This is a genomic window from Streptomyces cavernae, assembly GCF_004023625.1.
Taxonomy (GTDB): Bacteria; Actinomycetota; Actinomycetes; order Streptomycetales; family Streptomycetaceae; genus Streptomyces; species Streptomyces cavernae.
This window is the reverse complement of the sequence record NZ_RPDJ01000043.1, coordinates 66,368-87,001: the sequence shown is the minus strand read 5'-3', so window position 1 is coordinate 87,001 and position 20,634 is coordinate 66,368. Positions and strand designations below refer to the sequence as shown.

At 69.5% G+C, this 20,634-nt stretch carries 18 protein-coding genes and 1 CRISPR repeat array; of the genes, 4 read left to right on the top strand and 14 right to left on the bottom strand.

Annotation, left to right across the window (positions count from 1 at the left end; translation table 11 throughout):
* Window positions 1-197: 197 nt before the first annotated feature.
* The gene (locus tag EF387_RS38775; protein ID WP_128381305.1) at window positions 198-554 is read right to left on the bottom strand and encodes a hypothetical protein; all 357 of its coding nucleotides are present in this window, start codon (window positions 552-554) and stop codon (window positions 198-200) included.
* 96 nt (window positions 555-650) lie between these two features.
* On the opposite strand from EF387_RS38775, the gene EF387_RS38770 reads away from it, so the two are divergent.
* Window positions 651-1,049: a DUF6233 domain-containing protein gene (locus EF387_RS38770; RefSeq protein ID WP_128381304.1), complete on the top strand. Its 399-nt coding sequence runs from the start codon at window positions 651-653 to the stop codon at window positions 1,047-1,049.
* Window positions 1,050-1,275: 226 nt separating this feature from the next.
* Here EF387_RS38770 and EF387_RS38765 read toward each other — a convergent pair whose 3' ends face one another.
* Together EF387_RS38765 and EF387_RS38760 are read right to left on the bottom strand one after the other, a co-directional pair.
* Complete coding sequence (locus EF387_RS38765) at window positions 1,276-2,505, bottom strand: NsdA family TPR-like regulatory protein (RefSeq protein ID WP_128381303.1); 1,230 nt, start codon at window positions 2,503-2,505, stop codon at window positions 1,276-1,278.
* Between the two features lie 391 nt (window positions 2,506-2,896).
* Entirely contained in the window at window positions 2,897-3,541 is a 645-nt protein-coding gene (locus EF387_RS38760; RefSeq protein WP_128381302.1) for a hypothetical protein, read from the bottom strand.
* Between the two features lie 214 nt (window positions 3,542-3,755).
* Between EF387_RS38760 and EF387_RS38755 the strand changes: the two genes are divergently transcribed.
* Window positions 3,756-5,066, top strand: a complete 1,311-nt coding sequence (locus tag EF387_RS38755; RefSeq protein ID WP_128381301.1) for a UDP-glucose dehydrogenase family protein — start codon at window positions 3,756-3,758, stop codon at window positions 5,064-5,066.
* Window positions 5,067-5,184: 118 nt separating this feature from the next.
* Here EF387_RS38755 and EF387_RS38750 read toward each other — a convergent pair whose 3' ends face one another.
* The 3 genes from EF387_RS38750 to EF387_RS38740 form a co-directional block, all read right to left on the bottom strand.
* Window positions 5,185-6,738, bottom strand: a complete 1,554-nt coding sequence (locus EF387_RS38750) for a glycosyltransferase family 4 protein (RefSeq protein ID WP_128381300.1) — start codon at window positions 6,736-6,738, stop codon at window positions 5,185-5,187.
* Entirely contained in the window at window positions 6,735-8,198 is a 1,464-nt protein-coding gene (locus tag EF387_RS38745; protein ID WP_128381299.1) for a Gfo/Idh/MocA family oxidoreductase, read from the bottom strand. The genes EF387_RS38750 and EF387_RS38745 overlap by 4 nt, the downstream gene beginning before the upstream one ends.
* Before the next feature lie 79 nt (window positions 8,199-8,277).
* The gene (locus tag EF387_RS38740) at window positions 8,278-9,627 is read right to left on the bottom strand and encodes a putative PEP-binding protein (protein ID WP_128381298.1); all 1,350 of its coding nucleotides are present in this window, start codon (window positions 9,625-9,627) and stop codon (window positions 8,278-8,280) included.
* Window positions 9,628-10,171: 544 nt separating this feature from the next.
* Here EF387_RS38740 and EF387_RS38735 point away from each other — a divergent pair.
* Together EF387_RS38735 and EF387_RS38730 are read left to right on the top strand one after the other, a co-directional pair.
* Window positions 10,172-10,936 (top strand): TauD/TfdA family dioxygenase, encoded by a 765-nt coding sequence (locus tag EF387_RS38735; RefSeq protein WP_128381297.1) that lies wholly within the window; start codon window positions 10,172-10,174, stop codon window positions 10,934-10,936.
* 337 nt (window positions 10,937-11,273) lie between these two features.
* A complete protein-coding gene (locus EF387_RS38730) occupies window positions 11,274-12,215 on the top strand; it encodes an ATP-dependent DNA ligase (protein ID WP_238431939.1) in 942 nt (313 codons plus the stop codon).
* Window positions 12,216-12,429: 214 nt separating this feature from the next.
* Here the strand turns inward: EF387_RS38730 and EF387_RS38725 are convergent, their stop codons facing one another.
* The 8 genes from EF387_RS38725 to casB form a co-directional block, all read right to left on the bottom strand.
* On the bottom strand, window positions 12,430-13,017 hold the full coding sequence (locus EF387_RS38725) for a hypothetical protein (RefSeq protein WP_128381295.1): 588 nt from the start codon (window positions 13,015-13,017) through the stop codon (window positions 12,430-12,432).
* A gap of 170 nt (window positions 13,018-13,187) precedes the next feature.
* Window positions 13,188-13,343, bottom strand: coding sequence for a hypothetical protein (locus tag EF387_RS46870; protein WP_155589810.1), 156 nt, complete (start codon window positions 13,341-13,343; stop codon window positions 13,188-13,190).
* A 655-nt stretch (window positions 13,344-13,998) separates the two neighbouring features.
* Window positions 13,999-16,038: a CRISPR direct-repeat array (repeat unit 29 nt; unit sequence CGGAACACCCCCGCGTCGGCGGGGAGGAC).
* A gap of 17 nt (window positions 16,039-16,055) precedes the next feature.
* Window positions 16,056-16,373, bottom strand: a complete 318-nt coding sequence (gene cas2e, locus EF387_RS38720) for a type I-E CRISPR-associated endoribonuclease Cas2e (protein ID WP_128381294.1) — start codon at window positions 16,371-16,373, stop codon at window positions 16,056-16,058.
* A complete protein-coding gene (gene cas1e / locus EF387_RS38715) occupies window positions 16,373-17,314 on the bottom strand; it encodes a type I-E CRISPR-associated endonuclease Cas1e (protein WP_128381293.1) in 942 nt (313 codons plus the stop codon). The genes cas2e and cas1e overlap by 1 nt, the downstream gene beginning before the upstream one ends.
* Window positions 17,315-17,370: 56 nt before the next feature.
* Complete coding sequence (gene cas6e, locus EF387_RS38710; RefSeq protein ID WP_128381292.1) at window positions 17,371-18,021, bottom strand: type I-E CRISPR-associated protein Cas6/Cse3/CasE; 651 nt, start codon at window positions 18,019-18,021, stop codon at window positions 17,371-17,373.
* The gene (gene cas5e, locus EF387_RS38705; RefSeq protein ID WP_128381291.1) at window positions 18,018-18,812 is read right to left on the bottom strand and encodes a type I-E CRISPR-associated protein Cas5/CasD; all 795 of its coding nucleotides are present in this window, start codon (window positions 18,810-18,812) and stop codon (window positions 18,018-18,020) included. Before cas5e ends, cas6e begins: the two co-directional genes overlap by 4 nt.
* Window positions 18,809-19,939, bottom strand: a complete 1,131-nt coding sequence (gene cas7e, locus EF387_RS38700; RefSeq protein WP_128381290.1) for a type I-E CRISPR-associated protein Cas7/Cse4/CasC — start codon at window positions 19,937-19,939, stop codon at window positions 18,809-18,811. The genes cas5e and cas7e overlap by 4 nt, the downstream gene beginning before the upstream one ends.
* The gene (gene casB / locus EF387_RS38695) at window positions 19,939-20,592 is read right to left on the bottom strand and encodes a type I-E CRISPR-associated protein Cse2/CasB (protein ID WP_128381289.1); all 654 of its coding nucleotides are present in this window, start codon (window positions 20,590-20,592) and stop codon (window positions 19,939-19,941) included. The genes cas7e and casB overlap by 1 nt, the downstream gene beginning before the upstream one ends.
* Window positions 20,593-20,634: the final 42 nt, after the last annotated feature.

Sequence of the window (20,634 nt, the reverse complement as noted above, 5' to 3'; positions counted from 1 at the left end):
CCACCCTCCCCGGCGTTCCCCGGGTCAGGCTGCCCCCAGCTTCACCAGGCCGCTGCGACGGCCCGGCGGTGTCGGCCTTTCACCTCCACTCGATTACGCGGCACTTCGTGGCGCACTCCCGTGTCAGCGAACCTTGAGCGTGTGTCGCCGAAGGTTGATCGCTACCGGCGCCCTACCAGTCCGTTGGAGTGGATAGGTCAGACAGCGCGTAGCCGCGGCCCCTTGAGAGCTTCCGGCTCCTCATCAGGGGTGTCGGAGGTGGCTTCTGCCCCCTCCTCTGCCCTGTCCTGGGCCGCGGGGCGGAGCTTCGTCTTGAGGTGCGGCGTCGCCTTCATGGTGGCGACGGTGAGCACACTGCCCGCTACGGCGGAGACCGCGACAAGCCCAGCGACGGCTCGTCTCCCGTTGAGCAGGTCCGCGTGGCCGACCAAGTTCCGGGCGCCGTCACGCAGGAGCGTGCTGTATCCGCCGCTTGCCGAGTTCGACAAGGCTGTCCCGACCGCGCGCTTCACCAGCATCAGTTCCCAGACCGAGCCACCCCAGCGAATGTTCATGAGGTCACTGTAGGAGGCTCCGGGGAGAGGAAGTGGCGGATTTCGCGAGCATCTCCTGGTCTTCCATGACGCCAGACGGTCCCTAAAATCGAACACATGAACGGCCTGCCGCCTGATCCGCAGCGCCTCCGGGCGATCCTCGCGCACCTAGACCAGCAGGTCGCCGAGAACGCGACTGTCGGCACCTACCTGCGCCTACAACGCGCCACCGTTCAGCGGGCCCTGGCGGCAGCCGACAACCGCTCCACCTCGCCGCGGGGGCGCCCTACCAAGCAGACCAGTCGTCCCCCGGCAACGGGTTACCGGATCGAGCCGAAGCTCGGGCCTCAGCACCCACGGCCGCCCATCGTGCACACTGCCGCCTGCGCCGTGGCGCAGCGGGAGCCCAAGCCGATCTGCGCGCAAGACGCACGGACAGCGCTCAAGGACGACGTCATCGCGGCGGAGGCCTGCGAGTTCTGTAAGCCCAACAGCGGGCTTGGCCTGGCTGGCTGAGGAAGCCACGGATCCTCCCAGGGCCGGGAGGATCGGTTTCGGCCCTGCCGCTCGCAGTGAGTGGCAGGGCCCGAAGGGCGCCGTCACTGGGGGTTCTGGCGCCACTTGCCCACCATGCACCACAACCCTGTTGCGCAGGAAGGGCGGAATGAGCCTCAGCCGGGCGAACGGCCGCCGACGTAGGCCTGCTGAGGCGGAGTGACCAGGTCCGCATCTGGCCGCTCTCCTAGCTGCTGCGCTCGAGGAAGTTGCGGACGGCGGGGACTTGTTGGTGGGCGGCCAGCTTGACGCGCAGGCCGGTGAGGATGGTGGTGCTCCGTGCCGAGGTGACGCCTCCCATGGTCTGCACCGCCTGGTTGGCGGAGTGGACAGCGGCGTCGACCTCACGGAGTGCGAGCTGGGCATCCGCGGTGCGGGTCAGGCGTAGGGCACGCGAGCGGGGATAGGCGTCGTCGGGCTCGGCGGAGGCGATGGCGGCGTAGTGCGTCAGGGCGCGGCGGGGGTTGCCCAGGTCGGAGGCGTTACTGGCGGCCCAGCTGTGCAGTTCCGCTCGGCTGACCCAGTACACGCACGGCGGGTCCTCCTCTGGGCTGCCAGCGTGTTCGTAAGCCTCGAAGGCTTCTCCTTCGGAGCGGAGACTGGCGGGCATGTCGCCGGCCTTGGCGTGAGCGCGGGCCGCACGTGCGTGGAGCATGGCGATCATTCGGGGGGAGCCGGTCCTTCTGGCACCGGTGAGTGCGTGTTCGACGGCCGCAAGTGCTCCGGAGGTGTCGCCGCCGCTGTAGCGGGCCATCGCCCAGAAAGAGAGGACGTTGGCCTGGACGACGGGGTCGTCGGCTGTGGCGGCGGCCCGCGCGGCGCCCAGGTAGTGGCGCTCCGCCTCGGCTATGGCGCCTGAGTCGAACGCCGCCCAGCCGCAGATGCGGGAGGCTTCAGCAGCGGCGGAGAACAGGCGTCGGCCGGTGTCCTCGTTGTAGGAGCGGGTGCGCAGAACCTCGGTGATCATGGCGCGCTCGGTGCTGGCCAGTGCGTAGGTCTGTCCAGAGCCGATCTCGTCGTCGAGCAGGCGCAGGGCGGCAAGGCGGCCGTCGATCAGGTCGGCGGATCGGGTGGTCACGCGGGTGCGGTCGGAGGCGAGAACGGCTCTGGCCGGCGAGGCCGCGGCCCAGCTCGCGAGGGTGGCAGCCATGACGCCGCCGCTGAAGAGTGCTGCCCGTCGGTCCATGTCCGCTGGCCTTCCTAAGTGGTCCAGTGCGGTGAGCGCACCGGCTGGGGTCCACGGGGTCGTCACCAGGACCTGGTCGTCGGTCAGGGCTAGACGCAGCCAGTGCGGCCATCCCATTGCGCGGACCTGCTCGATCGGCACGCCGAGCAGGTCGGCTAGGGCCGCCTCGGCGTAGCGGTCGGGGCGCACCCCGCGTTTCCACCGGCAGACCTTCTCTGGCCGGGTGGCCATCGGCCCGAAACCGAGCGCTTCGTGGTGCCTTGCCAGGCGCCGCAGAAATGTGCCGTGGTTGCGGCATCCCAGTAGGTCGAGTACACGCCGAAGCAGATCTTCTGCGTCGGATGCGCTCACGTCGGTCCCCCGTCCCGTGCCTGCACGACCTGATCCCGTCTCACCAGTGTCCTGCGCATCGGGGCCTGTAGTGCAAGAGGGCGGCACACCACAGGCATAGGGAGGCATAGGGAGGGTCCAGCCGCGGTTCCCTGATCTTTGACGGTGCGGGCCTTTGCTTTCCAGTCGGTGGAGCGACCGGTTCTCGGGTCGAGCAGGATGGCGAGGCGTCGGCCGCGCACCCGGCGGTGGCAGTACACCGGCACACGCGGTCGCTGCCGTAATGCTGGGCCTAGACCTCAAGGGCCAGCGGGACGACGGCGATCGGGTCCCAGGTGATATGCCGGCGGTCGTGGCGCTGGGCGACGAGCGACAGGTGCGTGGCCCGGAGCACGACAGGGCCGCCCGGGTGGTCGGACAACCAGGCCTTCATCGCGCGACGGTCGGCACGCTCGGGTCCGCCGACCCCGTAGGCGAGCGATGCGTGGGGGTAGTAGCTGTCGGCCGGGATCCGTGGAAATCGTCCGCCTGTCACGTCGGCGTCGATGCCGGTGGTCAGCTCCCACAAGCGGCGGGCCGGCGCGCCGGGACGCGCCACGCACTCCACCCCGACCATGCCGCACGAGGGCCGGTCGTAGATCAGATCGAACGGTGCGATCGTGGTGCAGGACTTGCCGACCCGCTCGACGATGGTGGTGATCTCCGAGGCGGTGTACTGGTCGACCGGGCCGCCGTGCATGACCGTTGTGTGAATCCACCTGGCGGGAACCGGCGCAAGGCCCGGACGATGGGTCAGTTCCCGGTAAGGGACAAGGAGCTGCTCCTCCACCAGGGCCGCGTCGTGCAGGAGATGCCAGTGCAGGTCATCCCGGCCCGCAGGCCAGGAGTGCTGGCGGCTCTCCACCCCGGCGAAGAAATCCTCCACACTCGCAGCCACGAACTCCCTCTCCTCCACGGCAGGTCCGGTGATCGTCACGCTACCCCGGCGGCCCCTCGTACTCCGGGAAGTCGGGGACGGCGGGCGGCGCTTGGACGATCCGGCCGATGGCACTGCGCTGCGCGCAGTCCTGACCATCACGCGTACCGCATGCTCTATGGTCGAATCCGGCTGAGGGGCAGGGGCTCTCGAGTCCAGAAGGGTGAACGGACCAATGCTGGAGAAACGCCGAGTCGCGGTTTTCGGTGCGGGCTACATCGGCCTCGTAACCGGCGCCTGCTTCGCGAGCCTGGGGCATGACGTCGTGGTGCGTGACATCCAGAGGGAGCGCATCGACATTCTCCAGAACGGCGGTGTCCCGATCCATGAGGACGGGTTGGCCGAACTGATCGCGGAGAACGCTGACCGTCTGACGTTCACCCTCGACGCAGAGGAAGCCGTCCGAGAGTCGGACGTTGTGTACGTGTGCGTGGACACCCCTCCAACACCGTCCGGAGACGCCGACCTGTCCAGGATCTGGCAGGTCATCGGCACATTGCGTGAGGCCCGTCATCTGGCCGCGGTGGTGGTCAAGTCCACGGTTCCCGTGGGGACCGGTGCGCGGGTCAGGGCCGCGATGGACCGCGGCGGGCTTCAGCACGTCGGGTACGCCTCGAACCCCGAGTTCACCGCCGAGGGACATGCGGTGCACGACTTCATGCACCCGGACCGCGTGGTGATCGGTGCCGATGACCCCGAGACCGCGAAGCTGGTCGCTCAGTTGCACGAGGGTGTGGACGGACCGGTCGTCACGATGGACGTGGCATCGGCGGAAATGGTGAAGCTGGCCGCCAACGCACTCCTCGCCACCAAGATCAGTTTCGCCAACGAGATCGCGACGATCTGCGAGGCCACGGGCGCCGACGTCGAGCACGTCGTGCACGCAGTGGGCCTCGACCACCGGCTCGGGCCCCACTACATGAAGCCCGGTGTCGGATGGGGCGGTAGCTGCTTCCCCAAGGACTCCCGGGCGCTGCGGGCCATGGCCAGCAATTCCGGGTACAGCTTCCAGATGCTCAGCTCCGTGATCGAGGTGAACGACCTCCAGCCACGGCGGGCTGTCCAGCGACTGAAGGACGAGCTGGACGGCGTTCTCGCTGACCGGACCATCGCTCTGTTGGGCATCGCGTTCAAGCCGGGAACGGATGACGTACGCGAGGCCCCGAGCACGATCCTCGCCTCCCGGCTCCTGGCCGAGGGTGCGGCGGTCCGCTGCTGGGATCCGCTCGCCCCTCCGCTTGAGACTGCTCCGTGGTCGGTGGCCACTCGGTACGCCACGCCTCTGGAAGCCATGACCGGCGCGGACGCGGTGATCATCGTGACGGAGTGGCCGGAGCTGCGGGAGGTCGCCTGGGAGAAGGCGGCGGCCGCGATGGCTCGCCCGCTGATCTTCGACGGACGCAATCTGCTCGATGCGCAGCAGATGGGCTCGCTCGGCTTCACGTATATGAGCGTGGGCCGCAGGACGGTACGCGGCACGGCGTGATGTGAGCCTCCGTGCCAGTTCGGCCATTAGGCGGCTGCCGCACGGGGCCGGAGGACGTCGCTGGGCCGGGCCCCCCGATCTCGGCGGGGCCCGGCCCAGGCCTAGGAAGACTCCCGGTCTATGCGCGGGCCCTTGCCTGGACGCGGTCGTACATCTGCGCGTACCGGTCAGTGATGGTTTGCCAGCTGTAGTGCCGGACAACGAAGTCGCGAGCGTTGCGTCCCCGGCGTGCTATCTCCTCCGGGTGGGTCAGGGCGCCAAGCAGCGTGGCGTGCAGGTCGTCGGCGTCACCGGGGGCGGGTAGCCACCCTGTGGGCCGGGGCCCACCGGGTCGGACGAAACCGAGGGGGCCGCCACTGGCCGAGGCGACGACGGGCGTTCCAGAGGCCATCGCCTCGAGGTAGACCAGCCCGAAGGGCTCGTTCACGGAGGGAGCCGTGAACAGATCGCATGCCCGCAGGCCATCGATGAGGTCGTTGTGCGGGCGCCATCCGGCGAAGTACACGTCGTCATTGATGCCGAGGCGGCTGGCCAGGGTGTGCGGGTGCTCGCCCTCCCACTCGCCGGGGTAGCCGCCCAGGACCAGGAGGGCGGGGCGGACGGGTGCGCTCTGCCGGAGGGCTGCGAAGCTGTGCAGGAGCAGGTCCAGGTGCTTGAAGGCCAGGAAGCGGCCCATCCATAGCAGCAGGGGTCTCGGTCGGCCGTTGCTGTCGCGGAGCATGCGGTCGACGTCGGACTGCGTGTAGGCGAGGGTGCCGGGGCCCTGGTGGGGAAGCCAGCCTTGGGGGTTCTCCACCAGCCAGCGGTGCAGGAGGGTGCGTTTCTCGGTGTCGCTGAGGGTGGGGCCGGGCCGGAAGCGGACGGTGTCGACGCCGTTGGGAATGATTTCGAGTCGATCGTCGGGGACGTGGAGGAGCGACTGCGCGAGGATGCGGTCCTGCTCGGAGATGACGATGATGCGCTCGCTGCTGTGGGCGTGCTCCCGCAGGGTCCTGGTCCAGAAGTCGGCGTGGATCCAGTTGTCCCAGCGGTCGCGGAGCAGCTGCTCGGCGTCGCGCGCCGCCGCCTCGTCGCGCCGACCGATGAGGGAGAGCAGTGCGCGCGGGTTCGTCCGGAAGCGATGGCCGAGCTCGGCGACGGTCAGGCCGTGGGCGGCGGCCAGGCGTATGCGGCGCTGTGCGGCGGCGAGGAACTTGATTTCGGTGCCGTGCAGGGTCGTCACCACGGTGCGGTCGAGTCGGCGGGCGGCGGCGTGCTGCGGTGTGAGGTGGTGTAGGTGGAGCAGGCCTCCCGCGCCGGCGTCGTGTGCGGCGAACTGCCGCGTCCAGTAGTCCTCGACGAGGGCGTTGGTGCGGGGCGACACCGCGGAGAAGAGCCGGTCCGGTACGTCGCCACGGTCTTCGTAGGAGGGGTGCAGAGGAACGGGTTCCAGGAGGGGGTCTTGGCCGGTGGTGTGGGCGGCGACGGCGGGGCTGTAGTCAGAGACGACCAGGTGGGCTGGGTCGTAGAAGGTCCACGCGTGCGAGTAGAGCCCGGGTGCGCCGAGTGATCCTGCGAAGACCCGGGCGGGGCGGCCTGCGGCCCGGAGGTGTTCCGTCAGGTACTTCACGACCAGGGACGATCCGCCGCGGGGGTAGAACAGGATGCCGTGGTCCGCGGCTTGGGCGGTCACGATGCCTCCTTGCCTGCGGTTGTGCCGCCCGTCACGGGCATGTCGATAAGGACCGACGGGCAGGGGCGCGTGTCGTGGTGGTGGGCCGCGATCAGCTCGTACATGGCGGCGAACACCCGGTGGGTGAGGAGCTGCCCGTCGAGGAAGGCGATCTTGTCGACGACGTCCTGGGTTGGGGTGCCGCCTGCGGCCATCGTGATGAACGCCGCGGTGATGTCCTGGGGGGTGACGGCGCTGGCCTCGTGGGCGTTGTCGTAGACGGTCTTCTGCCGTCCCGTGCCGCCGATTAGCGGGTTGCGCCGGTGTTCCAGCCGGATGCGGTACGCCTCGCCGACCGCGTCGTTCTTGGTCAGGCGCAGGTGCTGAAGGTTGCCTTGGTGCAGGTCCATGACGTACTGCGACATCCGCCCCTTCTCGCGGAACGCGAGCGAGCCCTCGGCGTCACGGGCGAGCACACCCACGCGGCGGTTGGACAAGGAGTTGGAGGTGAAGCTGTAGTTGAGGACTCCGAGGGACTGCTGTCGGGCGTTGAGCAGTTCCACGGTGAAGGCGAAGTCCATCTCCGCCAGAAGGGTGCGGTCGTCCAGCTTCACGTCGGGGAGCTCTGCCTCGGACAGGGGCCGCAGGAGCGCGCCGAGGGCGTCGTTGAGTCCGCTCGCCAGGTGGTCGCCGACGCGGCGGACGTACTGCAGGGTCAGGCGCAGGCCGGTGATCTGGCCGGGGGCGAGCAGGAGGTAGCGGGTCATCTCGTCGAGGTAGTGGTAGCTGGAGAAGGCGAGCGCCCCCACACCGTGTGTGTAGCCGTGCGCCTGGCCCAGTGCGTACTCCTCGGGCAGCCGGAAGTGCCCGCCGTAGACGTTGATGTGGCCCATGGTCAGGGGCTGCTGGTGGGTGTCGTGGAGGTCCCGGATCAGCTGACCGGCCCGCACGAAGGCGTCGTTGGCGCGTCGCCGCAGGGGCACCGCGAACAGATGGCCGGGCTGCGCGCGGTGGGCGCGGAGCAGCGCGTCGAACTGGCGGCGGATCTCGGCGGCACGGTCGGGGTTCCAGGCGGCGTCCTCGACACAGATGATCGGCTTGTCGCACAGGACGTGGATGCCCTGGTCTGTCGCCCACTTCAGGTAGGGGAAGTGGGCGACGGGGTCGCAGGCCACGATGATCACGTCGAAGTGGTGCTCGCGGTGGGCCTGCTGCAGCCGGCACTCGAGTTGCTCGGTCGGCTCACCCGGCTGTGGTCGGATCCATGCGGGGCGGTCCTCCGTCACGACGGAGTTCAGGTAGGGCATGTGCCCCAGGAGTGCCGGGTCGTAGGGGTCACGGGGGTCGCAGATGGCGGCCAGACGGACAGCGGCGCCGTGCTTCTTGAGGGTGAGGATGGCCGGTAAGTGGTTCTCGGCCGCGGCCCAGTGGCCGCAGCCGCCGACCAGCAGGATGCTGATCGGCCGCAGTGCTGAAGACATGGGTCGTCCCTTCCGGGGCCGTCTCGTGATGACGGCGGGTACAGGTGGGTGAAGCGGGGCAGGGAGGTGGCGGGTCTGCTCAGAGATCGAGCAGCGAGGTGACAAGGCTCCGCAGGTGCCGGCTGCCGCCGGTGTCGAGCGCGTGGTCGCGGATCGTGCGCAGGGTGGAGGCGTCGGCCTGGCACAGTGCGTCGCGCACGTCCGGGAGGTAGGGAACGGCGACGGTGAGGCCGGTGACGCCCAGGGACGCCAGGACGACGGCGCCCACGGGGTCGCCGGCCAGTCCCCCGCACGCGGACACCGCGATGCCGTGGGCGGCGCCGGTCTTGGCCACCGACCGCACGGTGCGGGTGACCGCGACGTGCAGGGGGTCGATGTCGTGGGCGAGGGCCGGATTCGTGCGGGAAGTCGCCGTGAGGTACTGGGCGAGGTCGTTCGTGCCGATGCTGAGGAAGTCGACGTGTTCGGCGAACTGGTCGGCGGCCAGGGCACAGGCCGGGACCTCGACCATCACTCCCAGGGCAAGGTCAGGGGCCCCCAGTTCGGCCTGGACCTCCCGTGCTGTCTGCGCGGCCTGGATGAACTCCTCGACTCGGGTCACCATCGGGAACATCAGGCGGAAGCGGGCCCCGTCGTCGCGTGCCGCTCGGTAGGCCGCCCGCAGTTGCGGCAGGAGCAGGTCCTGGCGGCGCAGGCTCAGGCGCAGGCCGCGCACCCCGAGGAAGGGGTTGTCCTCGCGGGGCAGGTCCAGCGCGGGCATGTTCTTGTCGCCGCCGATGTCCAGGGTGCGCAGCGTCACGGGCGCGTCTCCCACGGCGCGGGCGATCTCGCGGTAGGCCCGGTAGTGCGCCTCCTCGTCGGTGAGGTCCTGTTCGCGGCCGAGGAACAGCATCTCGGTGGCGAGCAGACCGATGCCGTGGGCACCGGCCGCACGCAGCTCGGCGGCCTGAGACGATCGCATGATCGTCCCGGAGAGGGTGACCGGTGGGATCCCGGCGGCGGCGCTGGGGCGGACGTGTGCGCGATCGCGGTCTCGGTAGGCGGTCGCGGCGTCCAGGTCGCTGCCCGCCAATCCGGCGTAGAGGGTGCCGGTGTCGCCGTCGAGGGCGCACATCTGCCCCTCCGGGACGGCCAGTATCCCGTCGCCAGCGGCAACCACGGTGGGTATGCCCAGGCTGTAGGCGACCTGCACGGCGTGGGAGGTGGGGCCTCCGGCGCTCGTGCAGAACGCAGCGATCTCGGTGAGGTCCAGGGCCGCGGTGTCTGCGGGTGTCAGGTCGCGTGCGATCAGGATGTGAGGCCCGGCAGTAGGAGGGACCCGGGTGGACAGGTGCCGCACGGGGGCAACGACGAAGCCGCGGGTGCCACCGACACCGTGGTGGCGAACCGTGGATCCCCCGAGCACGAGGGGCGCCTTGTTCCCGGTCATCGGCCCTCTCCGAGGGGCTGGATGTGACCGAGTAACGCGTCGCTGCGGGCGGCGGCCTCCGTCGGCTCTGCCGTGGCCGTGCGCGCTGTTGAGCTCATCTCAACACCTCCGGTGTCGGAAAAGGGGACCCCTGCCCGTGGGGCGTGCGGAACTGCGTGTTGCCATGGCCGTTCGCTGACCGCACATGGCCGTGTATTCCGGGAGCCGAGGCCGAAGATCGCTCCCGGCGTCCTTGAGACGCCACCTTCTGCCCACATGGGATGTCTGCGGTACCCGTCACGCATTGCCTCGCATTGCCTCGCATTGCCTCGGATTGCCTCCTGACCCAACCCGCTTGCACAGCGGGCGCCGCGGCACCAAGGCTGGGCCGACCACCCGCGCTTCCGCGGATAGGTGCTGGCCACAGCAGACATCTGCCCTGGTCACGCCACCGACCGGAAATGACACCCGGCCCGGAGGCACAGGCGTCGCGGATGGAGCGAATGCGCACACGTCGACGGGCGCGGAAAGCCGCGGGCATCATCGAACGTAAGGGGAATCGGCCGTGACAGACTCTGAACTGATCTCCGAAGTGAACGGGCGCGGGTACGCGGTGATCTCCGCGCCGGTGCCCACCGACGACCCCTTCGAGGCGCACCGGCGCGTTGCCGAACGTCTGGGACTGCCTGACGCCTACACACCTCTGCTCTACCGGGACGCGGAAGTCCGTGCTGCGGTGGGCCAGGCGGGGCCGTACAACCAGATCCCCCGGGACGCCGCGTCAGTGCAGCCGTGGTCCGAGACGCCGGCGCAGCACTTCCACGTCGACGGGCTGCTGGAGCCACTCGGCGGCATCAAGACCACCATCCTGCACTGCCTCACGCAGGCGCATTCCGGCGGCGGGACGGAGCTGTTCTTCTCCTGCGACGCCTTCACGGACCTCTCGGCGGCCCACGAGGCCGCTGCGCAAAGCCTTCTCCACCCTGAGGCTTTGACGCGCTTCGCGACCATCTCGGAGGCCGCACCCACCCGCTTACGCGCCACTGGGCCAGCCTTCGGCTGGGTAGACGGAACGCTGCTCACCCGCTTCTCGGATGGGCCGACCGAGACCTGGAACACCGCGGAGAACCCCGCCCTGCAGAAGGCACTGGACTACCTGCGCGGACCAGCACTTGAAAACCACCGCGTGCAGATCCGTCTGGAGCCGGGCGACATGCTGATCTTCCGAAATGACCGAGTCTCACACCGCGGCCTCGGTCACCAGAACGGCTCTCAGCCTCGTCGGCTCACACGGTCCATGTACAGCAGTGCCCCGACCTCCCGCAGGTAAAGCGAAGGCGGGCGCTTGACGGCGGGGACAGGGTTCACCGGCGGGCGTGTACGCCAGCGCGGCCACCGGTTCGGCACCTTCCGCACGGGCAAGAGGCCAGTCCTGCGGTGAGTTTGGCTGCGGCCGCACCGCCCGGCTCGGCGCCGATAGCAGCCTGTTCCGTGCCCGTCGGCACCAAGGACGCAACGCCCAGCATCCCGATCAGCAGCCGGTCATCCCTCGCATATGGACGGATCTTGCAGGCGTCTGGATGGTTTCGGCCTAGGGACGTCGTGGATGGAACGCAAACGTGCGGCCCGCGTGGAATGCAGGATCTATGTGGACGCTGCCGGAACCGATGCTTGCCGCCCCCGTGTCCGACCCGGAGCTGCCCCCGGGGTGGGCCGCAGAGGTGAAGTGGGACGGCTGGCGGGCGATGCTTTCCGTGGACGCCGGGCGCGTGGCACTGCGCTCGCGCAAGGGCACCGACCTCGCGCCTGCCTTTCCTGAGGTGCGCTCCGCCGCTGCCCAGCTGCCGGACGCGACGGCGATGGACGGGGAGTTGGTGGTGTGGGAGTCCGGATGTCTCGCCTTCGAGCGGCTCCAGGGTCGTTTGCAGCGGCGCGCCGGCGCTGCCCGGCTCGCCGAACAGTGGCCCGCCCACTTCGTCGCCTTCGACCTCCTGAGGGTCGAGGGCACTGACACGACCAGGTGGCCCTACAGGCGCCGCAGGGCGAGACTCGAGACTCTCTTCGCCGAGCACCGGCTCTCCGCGCCGTGGGCGCTGTGCCCGTCGACCACCGACGCGGCCACCGTCCGCGAGTGGCTGACCCGGTGGACGGCGGTCGGCCTTGAAGGCGTTGTCTTCAAGCGGCTGGACGGCCTGTACGAGCCGTCGGTTCGCGGGTGGCGCAAGTACAAGGCTCGCGAGACCGAGGAAGCGGTCGTCGGAGCGTTCACCGGTCCCCGGGCGACGCCCCGCACACTACTGCTGGGCCGGTACGACGCCGACGGGCGCCTGCGCTTCATCGGCCGCAGCACCACGCTCCCGCAGACCGCAGGCCGGGCCATCGCCCCGCTGCTCACCCCGGCCGGAGACGACCATCCGTGGACGGGCTGGACGTTCTCCGCAGGATGGGGCACGCGCGAGCCCTTGCACGTCACACTCGTCCAACCGGACCTTGTCGTGGAGGTGGGCGTCGATGTCGCCAGGGACAGCGCCGGTCGCTGGCGACACCCCGCACGGTGGCACCGCGCCCGCCCCGACCTCTCCCCTGCCGACACTCCGCCCTTCGCATAGGGCCGACATGCCTGACGTCGGGGTGGATCTTGACGTGCCGCTCAACCTCGTCGCGGGCATGGTGGGCACGGCGGAGGTTCTCGGCATCGACGAGCGCGGTGAGCAGCCGGTAGGGGGCTTGTCGAGCGTCCAGCCGGACGCCCCTTCCGCGCCTGATTCTCCTCGGGGTAGCGAAGCGGTGAGACGTCTGGCGCCAGCCGCAAACCGGGTTGAGCTACTGCGCCCAGTTCCAGACGATGGCGCGAGGCTGGGCGCCAATCTCGGACATGAACGAGTCGGTGCCGTCCGGCGGAACTGGGTTCTGCTTGGAGGCCAGCTCGGGCGCGCACACCTGCCAGTACAGGGTCCGGGTCCCGTATGGGGCGATGCCGGCGTCCTGAGTGAGCGTCTTGACCGGGCCGTCCACGTCGTCGGGGTACTCGCCGTCGGCGTGCTTGGGCGTGTACATGGTCTGGAACTTCTGGGTGATGGAGATGACTGCGGTGTCTGAGCGGTTCTCGTAGACGGTCATGACGTTCACGCACTCGTTCGTCGCGTCGCCGTTGTGCCATTCGGTCAGGGCGACCGATCCCTGCGGGATGCGGGCCGGGGCCACCTCGGGTGCCGGGGAGACGGTCGGCGTTGGGATGGCCGAGGCCTGGCTGGCTACCGGCGTTGATGTCGGTGTGGGGGTGAGCGTGATGGTCTGGGTGACCGTGACCGCGGGGGCTGCTGCAGTGGGCTGCGGGGCGGGGCTGCTACAGCCCGCGGCAAGGAGCACGGCCGCGCAGGCGGATATGGCAGGAAGGAACCGGCGGGTCATGTCTGCCTTTCACGTGCAGCGAGATGACTGCGGCAGGCGCTGCTCGGCCGGTTTCTGTGGGGGACGAAAGCGGGGTCGCTACCTGACATTCGGTACGACGCGGATCATAGCGGCAGGTGCAGCAGTTCCAGCGGCCGCACCTCACTGAGTACGACCGCCGTTTGCCGCTGTTACCGGCTCTCCTCGGGCGGCGCGGCGAGCAGCCGGTACAGGTAGCCGTCCCGCAGGGCCTCGTGGCAGGTGCGCGGCGAGCGCCCACGGCTGCTCCAGCGGCTGCCGCACGCCGGGCTGGGCACTGTGCGCCGGTCGCTGGCGACACCCCGCACGGTGGCACCGCGCCCGCCCCGACCTCTCCCGCCGACACTCCGCGCTTCGCATAGGGCCCGACGGACTGACACTGGCGCGGACTCGTCTTTCCCAAGATCGCAGAGAGATTTGGCCCCCTCATCGAGCGGTCCCCGGCGACCAGCTCGACGACCTGCCGGCCCCCGTCCAGATTGCCAGTCGACTCCAGCGCCGCCCAGGCTATGAGGCCTGCGCCTCGCCCCTTACCCGCGCCTGCAGGCCAGCCGACGCGGCGTCGATCACCCCGTGAACCTCAGACACCAGCGTGAAAGAAACGCTTGTTGAGCTCCCACGCCAGGGCATGCAGCCGCTTCGCCCGGTTACTGACACGCATAAATCGCCCTCCGCCCAGAGTGATTGCGGCCGTTCAGTACTACAGCAGACGGAGCACACCGGCCTCGCCATCCTCCAGGCCAGCGAAGCCAAGCCCACAGCCCCAAGGACCGACGCTGCACCACACCACCGCTCGACGGCCCTGGACGGCACACACACCAGACGCCTCATGACCTGCCGACGGGTCCCTCACCGTCATGACGTGGCGTCCTGCTGGGCTTCTTGGGAGCGGGGCGGGCCCCGGTTGCGGCGTCGCGTCGACGAGGAGGATCAGCCCATCGACTCCGGGTGCCGGACAACCAGCGGACCATCCCCGCGTCGAGGGGGAGGACGCCTCACCGTCCCTTCCCCGGCGGTGGGGCCGGAACACCCCCGCGTCGGCGGGGAGGACCTGAACGAGATCGAGCCCGGCGTCACGGTGATCGGAACACCCCCGCGTCAGCGGGGAGGACGCGCTGTAGCCGTTCTTGACGTAATCGAAGATCGGAACACCCCCGCGTCGGCGGGGACGACTCGAACAGACCTCCGGGCTCCTCCGCTGGCTCCGGAACACCCCCGCGTCGGCGGGGAGGACGGTGGCGGCCCATTCCAGATTCACGCGCAACGCGGAACACCCCCGCGTCGGCGGGGAGGACCGCCTCAGCGCGGCCAGTTGCTCCGGCTCCATCGGAACACCCCCGCGTCGGCGGGGAGGACTGTCAGAGGGGCGGTAACCGCCATGATGTTCTCGGAACACCCCCGCGTCGGCGGGGAGGACTTCCGGATCTCCCTCGGTGACCAGTGGGCCGACGGAACACCCCCGCGTCGGCGGGGAGGACGCCACCCCCTCGCGTCAGAATCCGGCAGCTCTCGGAACACCCCCGCGTCGGCGGGGAGGACTCCATCTCGGCCGGCGCGGCCCTGGCGGGCACCGGAACGCCCCCGCGTCGGCGGGGAGGACGCCGCCCCCGGCTTGAGGGCCTCCCGCATGTTCGGAACACCCCCGCGTCGGCGGGGAGGACGGGGGCAGTGGGGGTCTCGATGAAGCCTTGTCCGGAACACCCCCGCGTCGGCGGGGAGGACGCGAGCCCGGAGGAGATCAGCTCGTCCTGAGCCGGAACACCCCCGCGTCGGCGGGGAGGACCGCCCCAGCGATCGAGATAACAGAGTGGCCGGCGGAACACCCCCGCGTCGGCGGGGAGGACAGTTCCTCCCGGCGAACTCACGATCGAAGAGCCGGAACACCCCCGCGTCGGCGGGGAGGACACCCTCGAGGAGTCTGCAGCCTGGGTCCAGCTCGGAACACCCCCGCGTCGGCGGGGAGGACGGCCTACTGGCCTGGTCGATCAGGTCGGGCCACGGAACACCCCCGCGTCGGCGGGGAGGACTCGCTGGGGACGTTCACGCAGGCCTTCCTCGACGGAACACCCCCGCGTCGGCGGGGAGGACCCACGGGTCCTTGCCGTCGCCGCGGTTGACGGCGGAACACCCCCGCGTCGGCGGGGAGGACCTCACGGTGTTCTTTCACAATGGCGAACGTGCCGGAACACCCCCGCGTCGGCGGGGAGGACTTCCGCTGCCCTCGCTGCCACAACACCGAGTTCGGAACACCCCCGCGTCGGCGGGGAGGACGCTTTGGTCGACTGGGCGTAAGCCACAATCATCGGAACACCCCCGCGTCGGCGGGGAGGACTCACGGCGCAGCGCCTCAACACGAGCCGCTATCGGAACACCCCCGCGTCGGCGGGGAGGACCTCCATCACGTCGGCCAGGAGGGACCACAAGGCGGAACACCCCCGCGTCGGCGGGAAGGACGAAAGGGAAGCCGAGACGTCCCGGGTCCCACACGGAACACCCCCGCGTCGGCGGGGAGGACGACGACCGCGGTTTCGGCGGCGGTGCCCTTGGCGGAACACCCCCGCGTCGGCGGGGAGGACCCGTTTTCGCCGAGCACGGGTTGCGGGCAATTCGGAACACCCCCGCGTCGGCGGGGAGGACGCATACCCCCGGGGCCGTGACGAGCCCCGTACCGGAACACCCCCGCGTCGGCGGGGAGGACGCCGCCTCACCAGTCCCGGTCGCGGCCTCCGACGGAACACCCCCGCGTCGGCGGGGAGGACTCCCGTGCTGCGTGTCTGGCGCTCGCGGAGTCCGGAACACCCCCGCGTCGGCGGGGAGGACCCGGGCGGCATCGATGCACCCGATCACGTCCTCGGAACACCCCCGCGTCGGCGGGGAGGACCGCATGCGGGGCGATCTTGATGCCGCCCTCCACGGAACACCCCCGCGTCGGCGGGGAGGACGCCAACAAGAGCTTCGACAAGTTCAAGAACGGCGGAACACCCCCGCGTCGGCGGGGAGGACACTTCGTGACCTGCAGCTTAAGGAGGGCTTTGCTCGGAATTTACCTTGGGGGCTGCTGTCATACGGATGAGGGTGAGGCCGTCGAAGTCGACAGGGACGCGGCGCCGGGTGCCTGCGGTTCGGATGGCATAGCCCTGTTCTGTGGGAGCTGGGTGGATGAGGACGGCTGCACCGTTGCCGACTGTATCGGTGACGGCCTGCCAAAGTTGATCGCGTACGCGGGCGGAGACGGCTCCCACGAAGATTCCGGGAACGACTTCACTGGTCCACCGGCTCAAAGCGCCGCGCAGGTGGTCAGGAACTGCTGTCGTTGCGATCACCAGCATGGATGGCATCAGGCACCGCCTGATGCATAGTTAACGCCTGCTGGCAGCACACCTGTTTTCGGATCCCACAGGTGGACCATCTCGACGTCACATCGCTCGGAGCGCTCCTCCGTGTCGGAGACGGTGTCGGAGGTCCCTGGTGTCAGGAGGGCTTGGACGTCCCGGACGATGCGGGGCAGGAGACGCAGGAGCTGGAGGTTCTCGCGGAAGCGGCGCCGGGCCTCCTGCTCTGGGTTGGACGACTCGTGGAGGGCGAACGCGAGGGGAAGCGTGATTTCCGCTTTGTAGAGGTCGGCGATGTCGTAGACGAAGGCATGCTGTGTACCGGCGTGGACGAAGCCGAGCGCGGGAGAGAGGCCGAGAGCAAGGAGCCCCGTGTGGACGATGCCGTAGAGGCTTGTGTTCGCGGCGGACAGGGCGAGGTTCACGGGGTCCTGGGCGTGCCACTGGTTGGGGTGGTAGTTGCGGCGGAAGCGGCCGATGCCGTGCTGCTGGGCCAAAATCTTGTACAAGGCTTTCATGCGCTGGCCTTCCATCCCGCGCAGCTGCTCCAGGCTGACGGTGTCGGGCAGTTCGGCGTCTCCAAAGCGCATCTCGTACATGCGGATGGCGACGGTGAGGCGTCGGGCGGGATCAGCCCAGGCGGCGACCTGCTGTTCGAGCCAGTGTGTGGTGAGGGAGTCGGGGAGGATGCCCGCGTAGGCTCGCACACCTCCTGCTCCAACACACACCACGCTTGTGCCGTGGCGGGCGAGAGTGGTCAGGGCGGGGGCGGTGATGGAGACGCCTGGGCCGAGAAGCAGGCAAGAGAGCGCGGCGGTAGGAATGTAAACAAGGTCTGTCCGGTTGTCGCCGACCTGGATCTGCGCGCAGACGCCGGTGTCGTCCTGAACGACGCGGACCATGTCGAGGTAGAGGAACGACAGGGAGTCGGCAACGCGAGGAAGCATTGCCAGGGTGGGGGCAGCGAGGCGTCTGCGCGCGTCGCCGCCCCTTTTCTGTGCGCTCACGCTGCGGCTGCCGGGGCGAGGCTCAGCAGTCCAGCGCCGTAGGACTTGGCGCGGCCGATGCCTGTGAGGACGGCGTGGGTGAGGGTTTCAGGGTCGGTGACCAGGCCGGTGCCGTCGTAGCGGATCAGGCTGTGCCGCATGCCTGAGTTCTCGCCTCGTGCGCGGATGGGTGTCAGGGGGGTGGGGATCACGGTGTGGATTTCCAGTCCGGATGCGGTGGCGCGGCGGGTCCACCACTGGTCGGCATCCGGGCCGGACAGGGGGATGGCCTTTCCGCGCTTGCCCTTCTGGTCGAGGGGCAGTCGCTCTCGTTTGACCGGATTGACGACGATGCGGTATCGGACGGCGAGGCCTTTCTTGAAAGCGGCGAACATGGGGCTGAGGTCCCGGGTGTCGGTGTGTCCGTAGCCGACAGGCAGGCGGGCCGGGTCGAGGGGTGTGGCGGCCTGGACGATGACCGTGCTGCTCCGGTCTGTCTCGTCGATGCGGTAGAGCATGCTGGCGGCATGGCGCGGGGTGTCGCCGAGGGAGTCGGGGACCAGACGCATCAGTGTGCGGTGCATCTGGGTGGCGTCGCGTAGGTCGCGCTGTACTTCCCGGCTGTGCGGGTTGAGGCGGATGCGGGCGAGGACGGCGCTGGTGGTCATGAGGGAACCTCCTTCGATGTGGGGATGTTGAGGGCGTAGTCGACCAGGTGCTGGTGCAAGGTTCGCTCATGGTCCGGGGCCGCGAGCGCGGCGGGGAGTTGCTCCACGGTGCGGTAGATGTGCCGTTTGGAGTGGCTGCGGCCGTGCTGGGCGAAGCTGCGTGGGGTGTCGTGGAGGAAAGCGAATACGTCCGGGTCCGGCTGAGCGTCGGGCGGCTGCTCCCAGAGGAACATGACCGGCATCGTGCCGTCAGTCGCCGCTGGCCGGGCGGGATCGGGGCTGAGCGGCACGTGCCGCAGCAGCTCCTCGACCGGGTCGTTGACGGAAGCTCGCAGCAGGAACGGCTCGTCCGGGACGCAGGCGCGGCGGCCCAGGTAAGGGGACCAGTGCGGCTGGTGCAAGGCGTCGGCGATGCGGGCGATGCGCTGGTCGGGACCAGTGACGGCGATGACGAAGACGGCGTCGGCCATGTAGTGGCGGTTGGTGATGACGGCCGCACCCTTGTTGCCGCCCGTGCTGGTAGCCGCGGTGCGTTCCTTGGGCTGGCCGCCGCCGACTGTGTGGTAGTCGACCAGGCGCACGCCAGGCCGGTCGACGCGTACGGTCAGTTGAAGAGTTTCGTAGTGGGCGAGCGCGTGCGGATCGTCGCGAGGGATGCCTTCGGCCGCGGCAAACATGCCGATGATGCCGGAGCGGGTGGGAAGGCCGGCCGTGTCCCGGTCCCGAGCGAATGCGGAGCGTTCGCCCCAGGACTGCAGTGGGCCGGCCAAGCGGAGCAGAAGGCCGGTCACTCCTGCTCTCCGTCGCTGGGCAGGGATGCGTCGAGGGCGGCGTCGATCAGGTCGTAGAACGACTCGTGGGACCGGCCCAGTGGTGCGAGGTCGACAGCGTCGTCCGTGACGGAGGCATGGCCGTGGAACGGCCGGTGGCGGTCGCCGGTGAGGCGGTTGATGCTGGCGGCGTAGTCGGCGAGAGCAGCGCGGGAGGCGGAAGCGAAGCCCCCGTCGGTGTCGCGGACCGGGGTCTCGAACGCGGCGGCGAGGGACAGCGGGCGCTGCGCGCGGACGGCGAGGTAGGCGAGGTCGGGGATGGTGTGCGGGGCGGTGCTGTTCTTCTTTGCCTGAGGCAGGGACATCAGAAAGTGCTCGGCGAAAGCAGCGAGCAGAATCCGGGCGGTCTTCCGGTCGCCGTCGAGGTTCTTGAGCAGGTCGCCGATGTTGACGGTGGCGAAGCGGTAGAAGACTCCGGCGCTGAACTCGCCGGTGTTCAAATGGCCGCTGCCGGTCTCGGCCTCGCCGAGCCAGTCATCCACAGCGGTGAAGTAGTCGCGCTGCGGCTCGGCCGCATGGACGGTGAAGGCATGGGCGACCTGGGCGGCACCGTCGACGTTGGCGCCCGGCAGGTCGGCGAGCATGCGGCCCAGCAGACTGATGGAGCCGGTGCGGCTTTTGAGGATCGCCTCCACCTCATCCGGCGGCAGGGTCTTGCCCGGCTTCTTCTTGCCGAGGTTGCTCTCCAGCGCCTCCCGGTGCTCCACGCAGAGGGCGGTGAGCTCCTCCAGGCCGCTGGCCGGCAGGAAGAACAACACGCTGCTGCGCCCATTCTTGTCGAGGGTGATGCCCTTCCTGGCCAGGCAGGCGATCACCTGTCCCCCGGCGAACTCGGCCAGGTCGCCGGGCCAGCCTTCCTTCTTCTCGAGCGTTTCACGCACCTTGGTCGGGATCAGACGTGTGCGGACGGCCTTCTCGCCCAGTTCGGTCTCGATGTCGTGGCGGATGGCCCGCTTCCAGGACTGGCTGGAGACACGGATGCGGTCGGCGTTGCCGTAGCGGACGGTCTTGGGTGAGCCGAGGTCGTCACGGTTGAGGTTGGCGACCGGCACGGACTGGATGGCGTTCAGGTCGAGGTAGAGGGCCATCAGTGGTTCTCCTTGGGCGAGTTGGTCTCATCGGTGGGGTTGTCGGGCGTCTCGTCGGCGTCGGCCCGTTCGTCCAGGGCGCGGTAGTAGGCGTCCATCCAGCGGGTGGCGCGCGTGTCGCGGTCGCGGTTCCACCAGGTGAGGTCCTCCAGCAGCACCGCCCAGTCGACGTTGATGCCGCCGCCGAGCAGGTGCCTGGTGAGTGCGGGCAGTCGCTGGTGTAGGGCGTCGCTGCTCTGCCGGCTGAACAAGTGCAGATGGCTCTCGGCCGTACCGGGGCGAATCAGCCCCGCGTTCACGCCGGCCGCAAGACTCGCGCCCAGGTTGGGCCGTGCACGCCACTCCAGCGATGGCTGACTGTCGGCGGTGGCGGCGCGCTCGGCGTCCGCCTCGCGGGCACGCGGCGGCCGCGCCGCGATCAGCGCGGCCACACCGTAGTGGGCGCGCCGGGCGTCACGATGCTGCGCTTCGGGCAGGCGTCGCACGAGGTAGCGGTGCATGCGATTGCAGCGCTCCACGGGCAGGCCCAGCCCGGACCGCAGGTCGGACTTGGTTCGGTTGTTCTCACAGAGTTCGAGGACGTGGGAGACGAACTGCTCGGACCGCCTTTCGGAGTCCGGGGCATGCGTCGACGGCACGGGTGTGGAAGTCATGGCACAACCCCTCCGGGAGTGTGGGTGGTGATGTACGGGACG

What these genes read in the sequence shown, in the direction of transcription:
- EF387_RS38775 (WP_128381305.1), bottom strand. Translation starts at nt 554, where the DNA reads ATGAACATTCGCTGGGGTGGCTCGGTCTGGGAACTGATGCTGGTGAAG.
- EF387_RS38770 (WP_128381304.1), top strand. Translation starts at nt 651, where the DNA reads ATGAACGGCCTGCCGCCTGATCCGCAGCGCCTCCGGGCGATCCTCGCG.
- EF387_RS38765 (WP_128381303.1), bottom strand. Translation starts at nt 2,505, where the DNA reads ATGGCCACCCGGCCAGAGAAGGTCTGCCGGTGGAAACGCGGGGTGCGC.
- EF387_RS38755 (WP_128381301.1), top strand. Translation starts at nt 3,756, where the DNA reads ATGCTGGAGAAACGCCGAGTCGCGGTTTTCGGTGCGGGCTACATCGGC.
- EF387_RS38745 (WP_128381299.1), bottom strand. Translation starts at nt 8,198, where the DNA reads ATGTCTTCAGCACTGCGGCCGATCAGCATCCTGCTGGTCGGCGGCTGC.
- EF387_RS38740 (WP_128381298.1), bottom strand. Translation starts at nt 9,627, where the DNA reads ATGACCGGGAACAAGGCGCCCCTCGTGCTCGGGGGATCCACGGTTCGC.
- EF387_RS38730 (WP_238431939.1), top strand. Translation starts at nt 11,274, where the DNA reads ATGCTTGCCGCCCCCGTGTCCGACCCGGAGCTGCCCCCGGGGTGGGCC.
- EF387_RS38725 (WP_128381295.1), bottom strand. Translation starts at nt 13,017, where the DNA reads ATGACCCGCCGGTTCCTTCCTGCCATATCCGCCTGCGCGGCCGTGCTC.
- cas2e (WP_128381294.1), bottom strand. Translation starts at nt 16,373, where the DNA reads ATGCCATCCATGCTGGTGATCGCAACGACAGCAGTTCCTGACCACCTG.
- cas1e (WP_128381293.1), bottom strand. Translation starts at nt 17,314, where the DNA reads ATGCTTCCTCGCGTTGCCGACTCCCTGTCGTTCCTCTACCTCGACATG.
- cas6e (WP_128381292.1), bottom strand. Translation starts at nt 18,021, where the DNA reads ATGACCACCAGCGCCGTCCTCGCCCGCATCCGCCTCAACCCGCACAGC.
- cas7e (WP_128381290.1), bottom strand. Translation starts at nt 19,939, where the DNA reads ATGGCCCTCTACCTCGACCTGAACGCCATCCAGTCCGTGCCGGTCGCC.
- casB (WP_128381289.1), bottom strand. Translation starts at nt 20,592, where the DNA reads ATGACTTCCACACCCGTGCCGTCGACGCATGCCCCGGACTCCGAAAGG.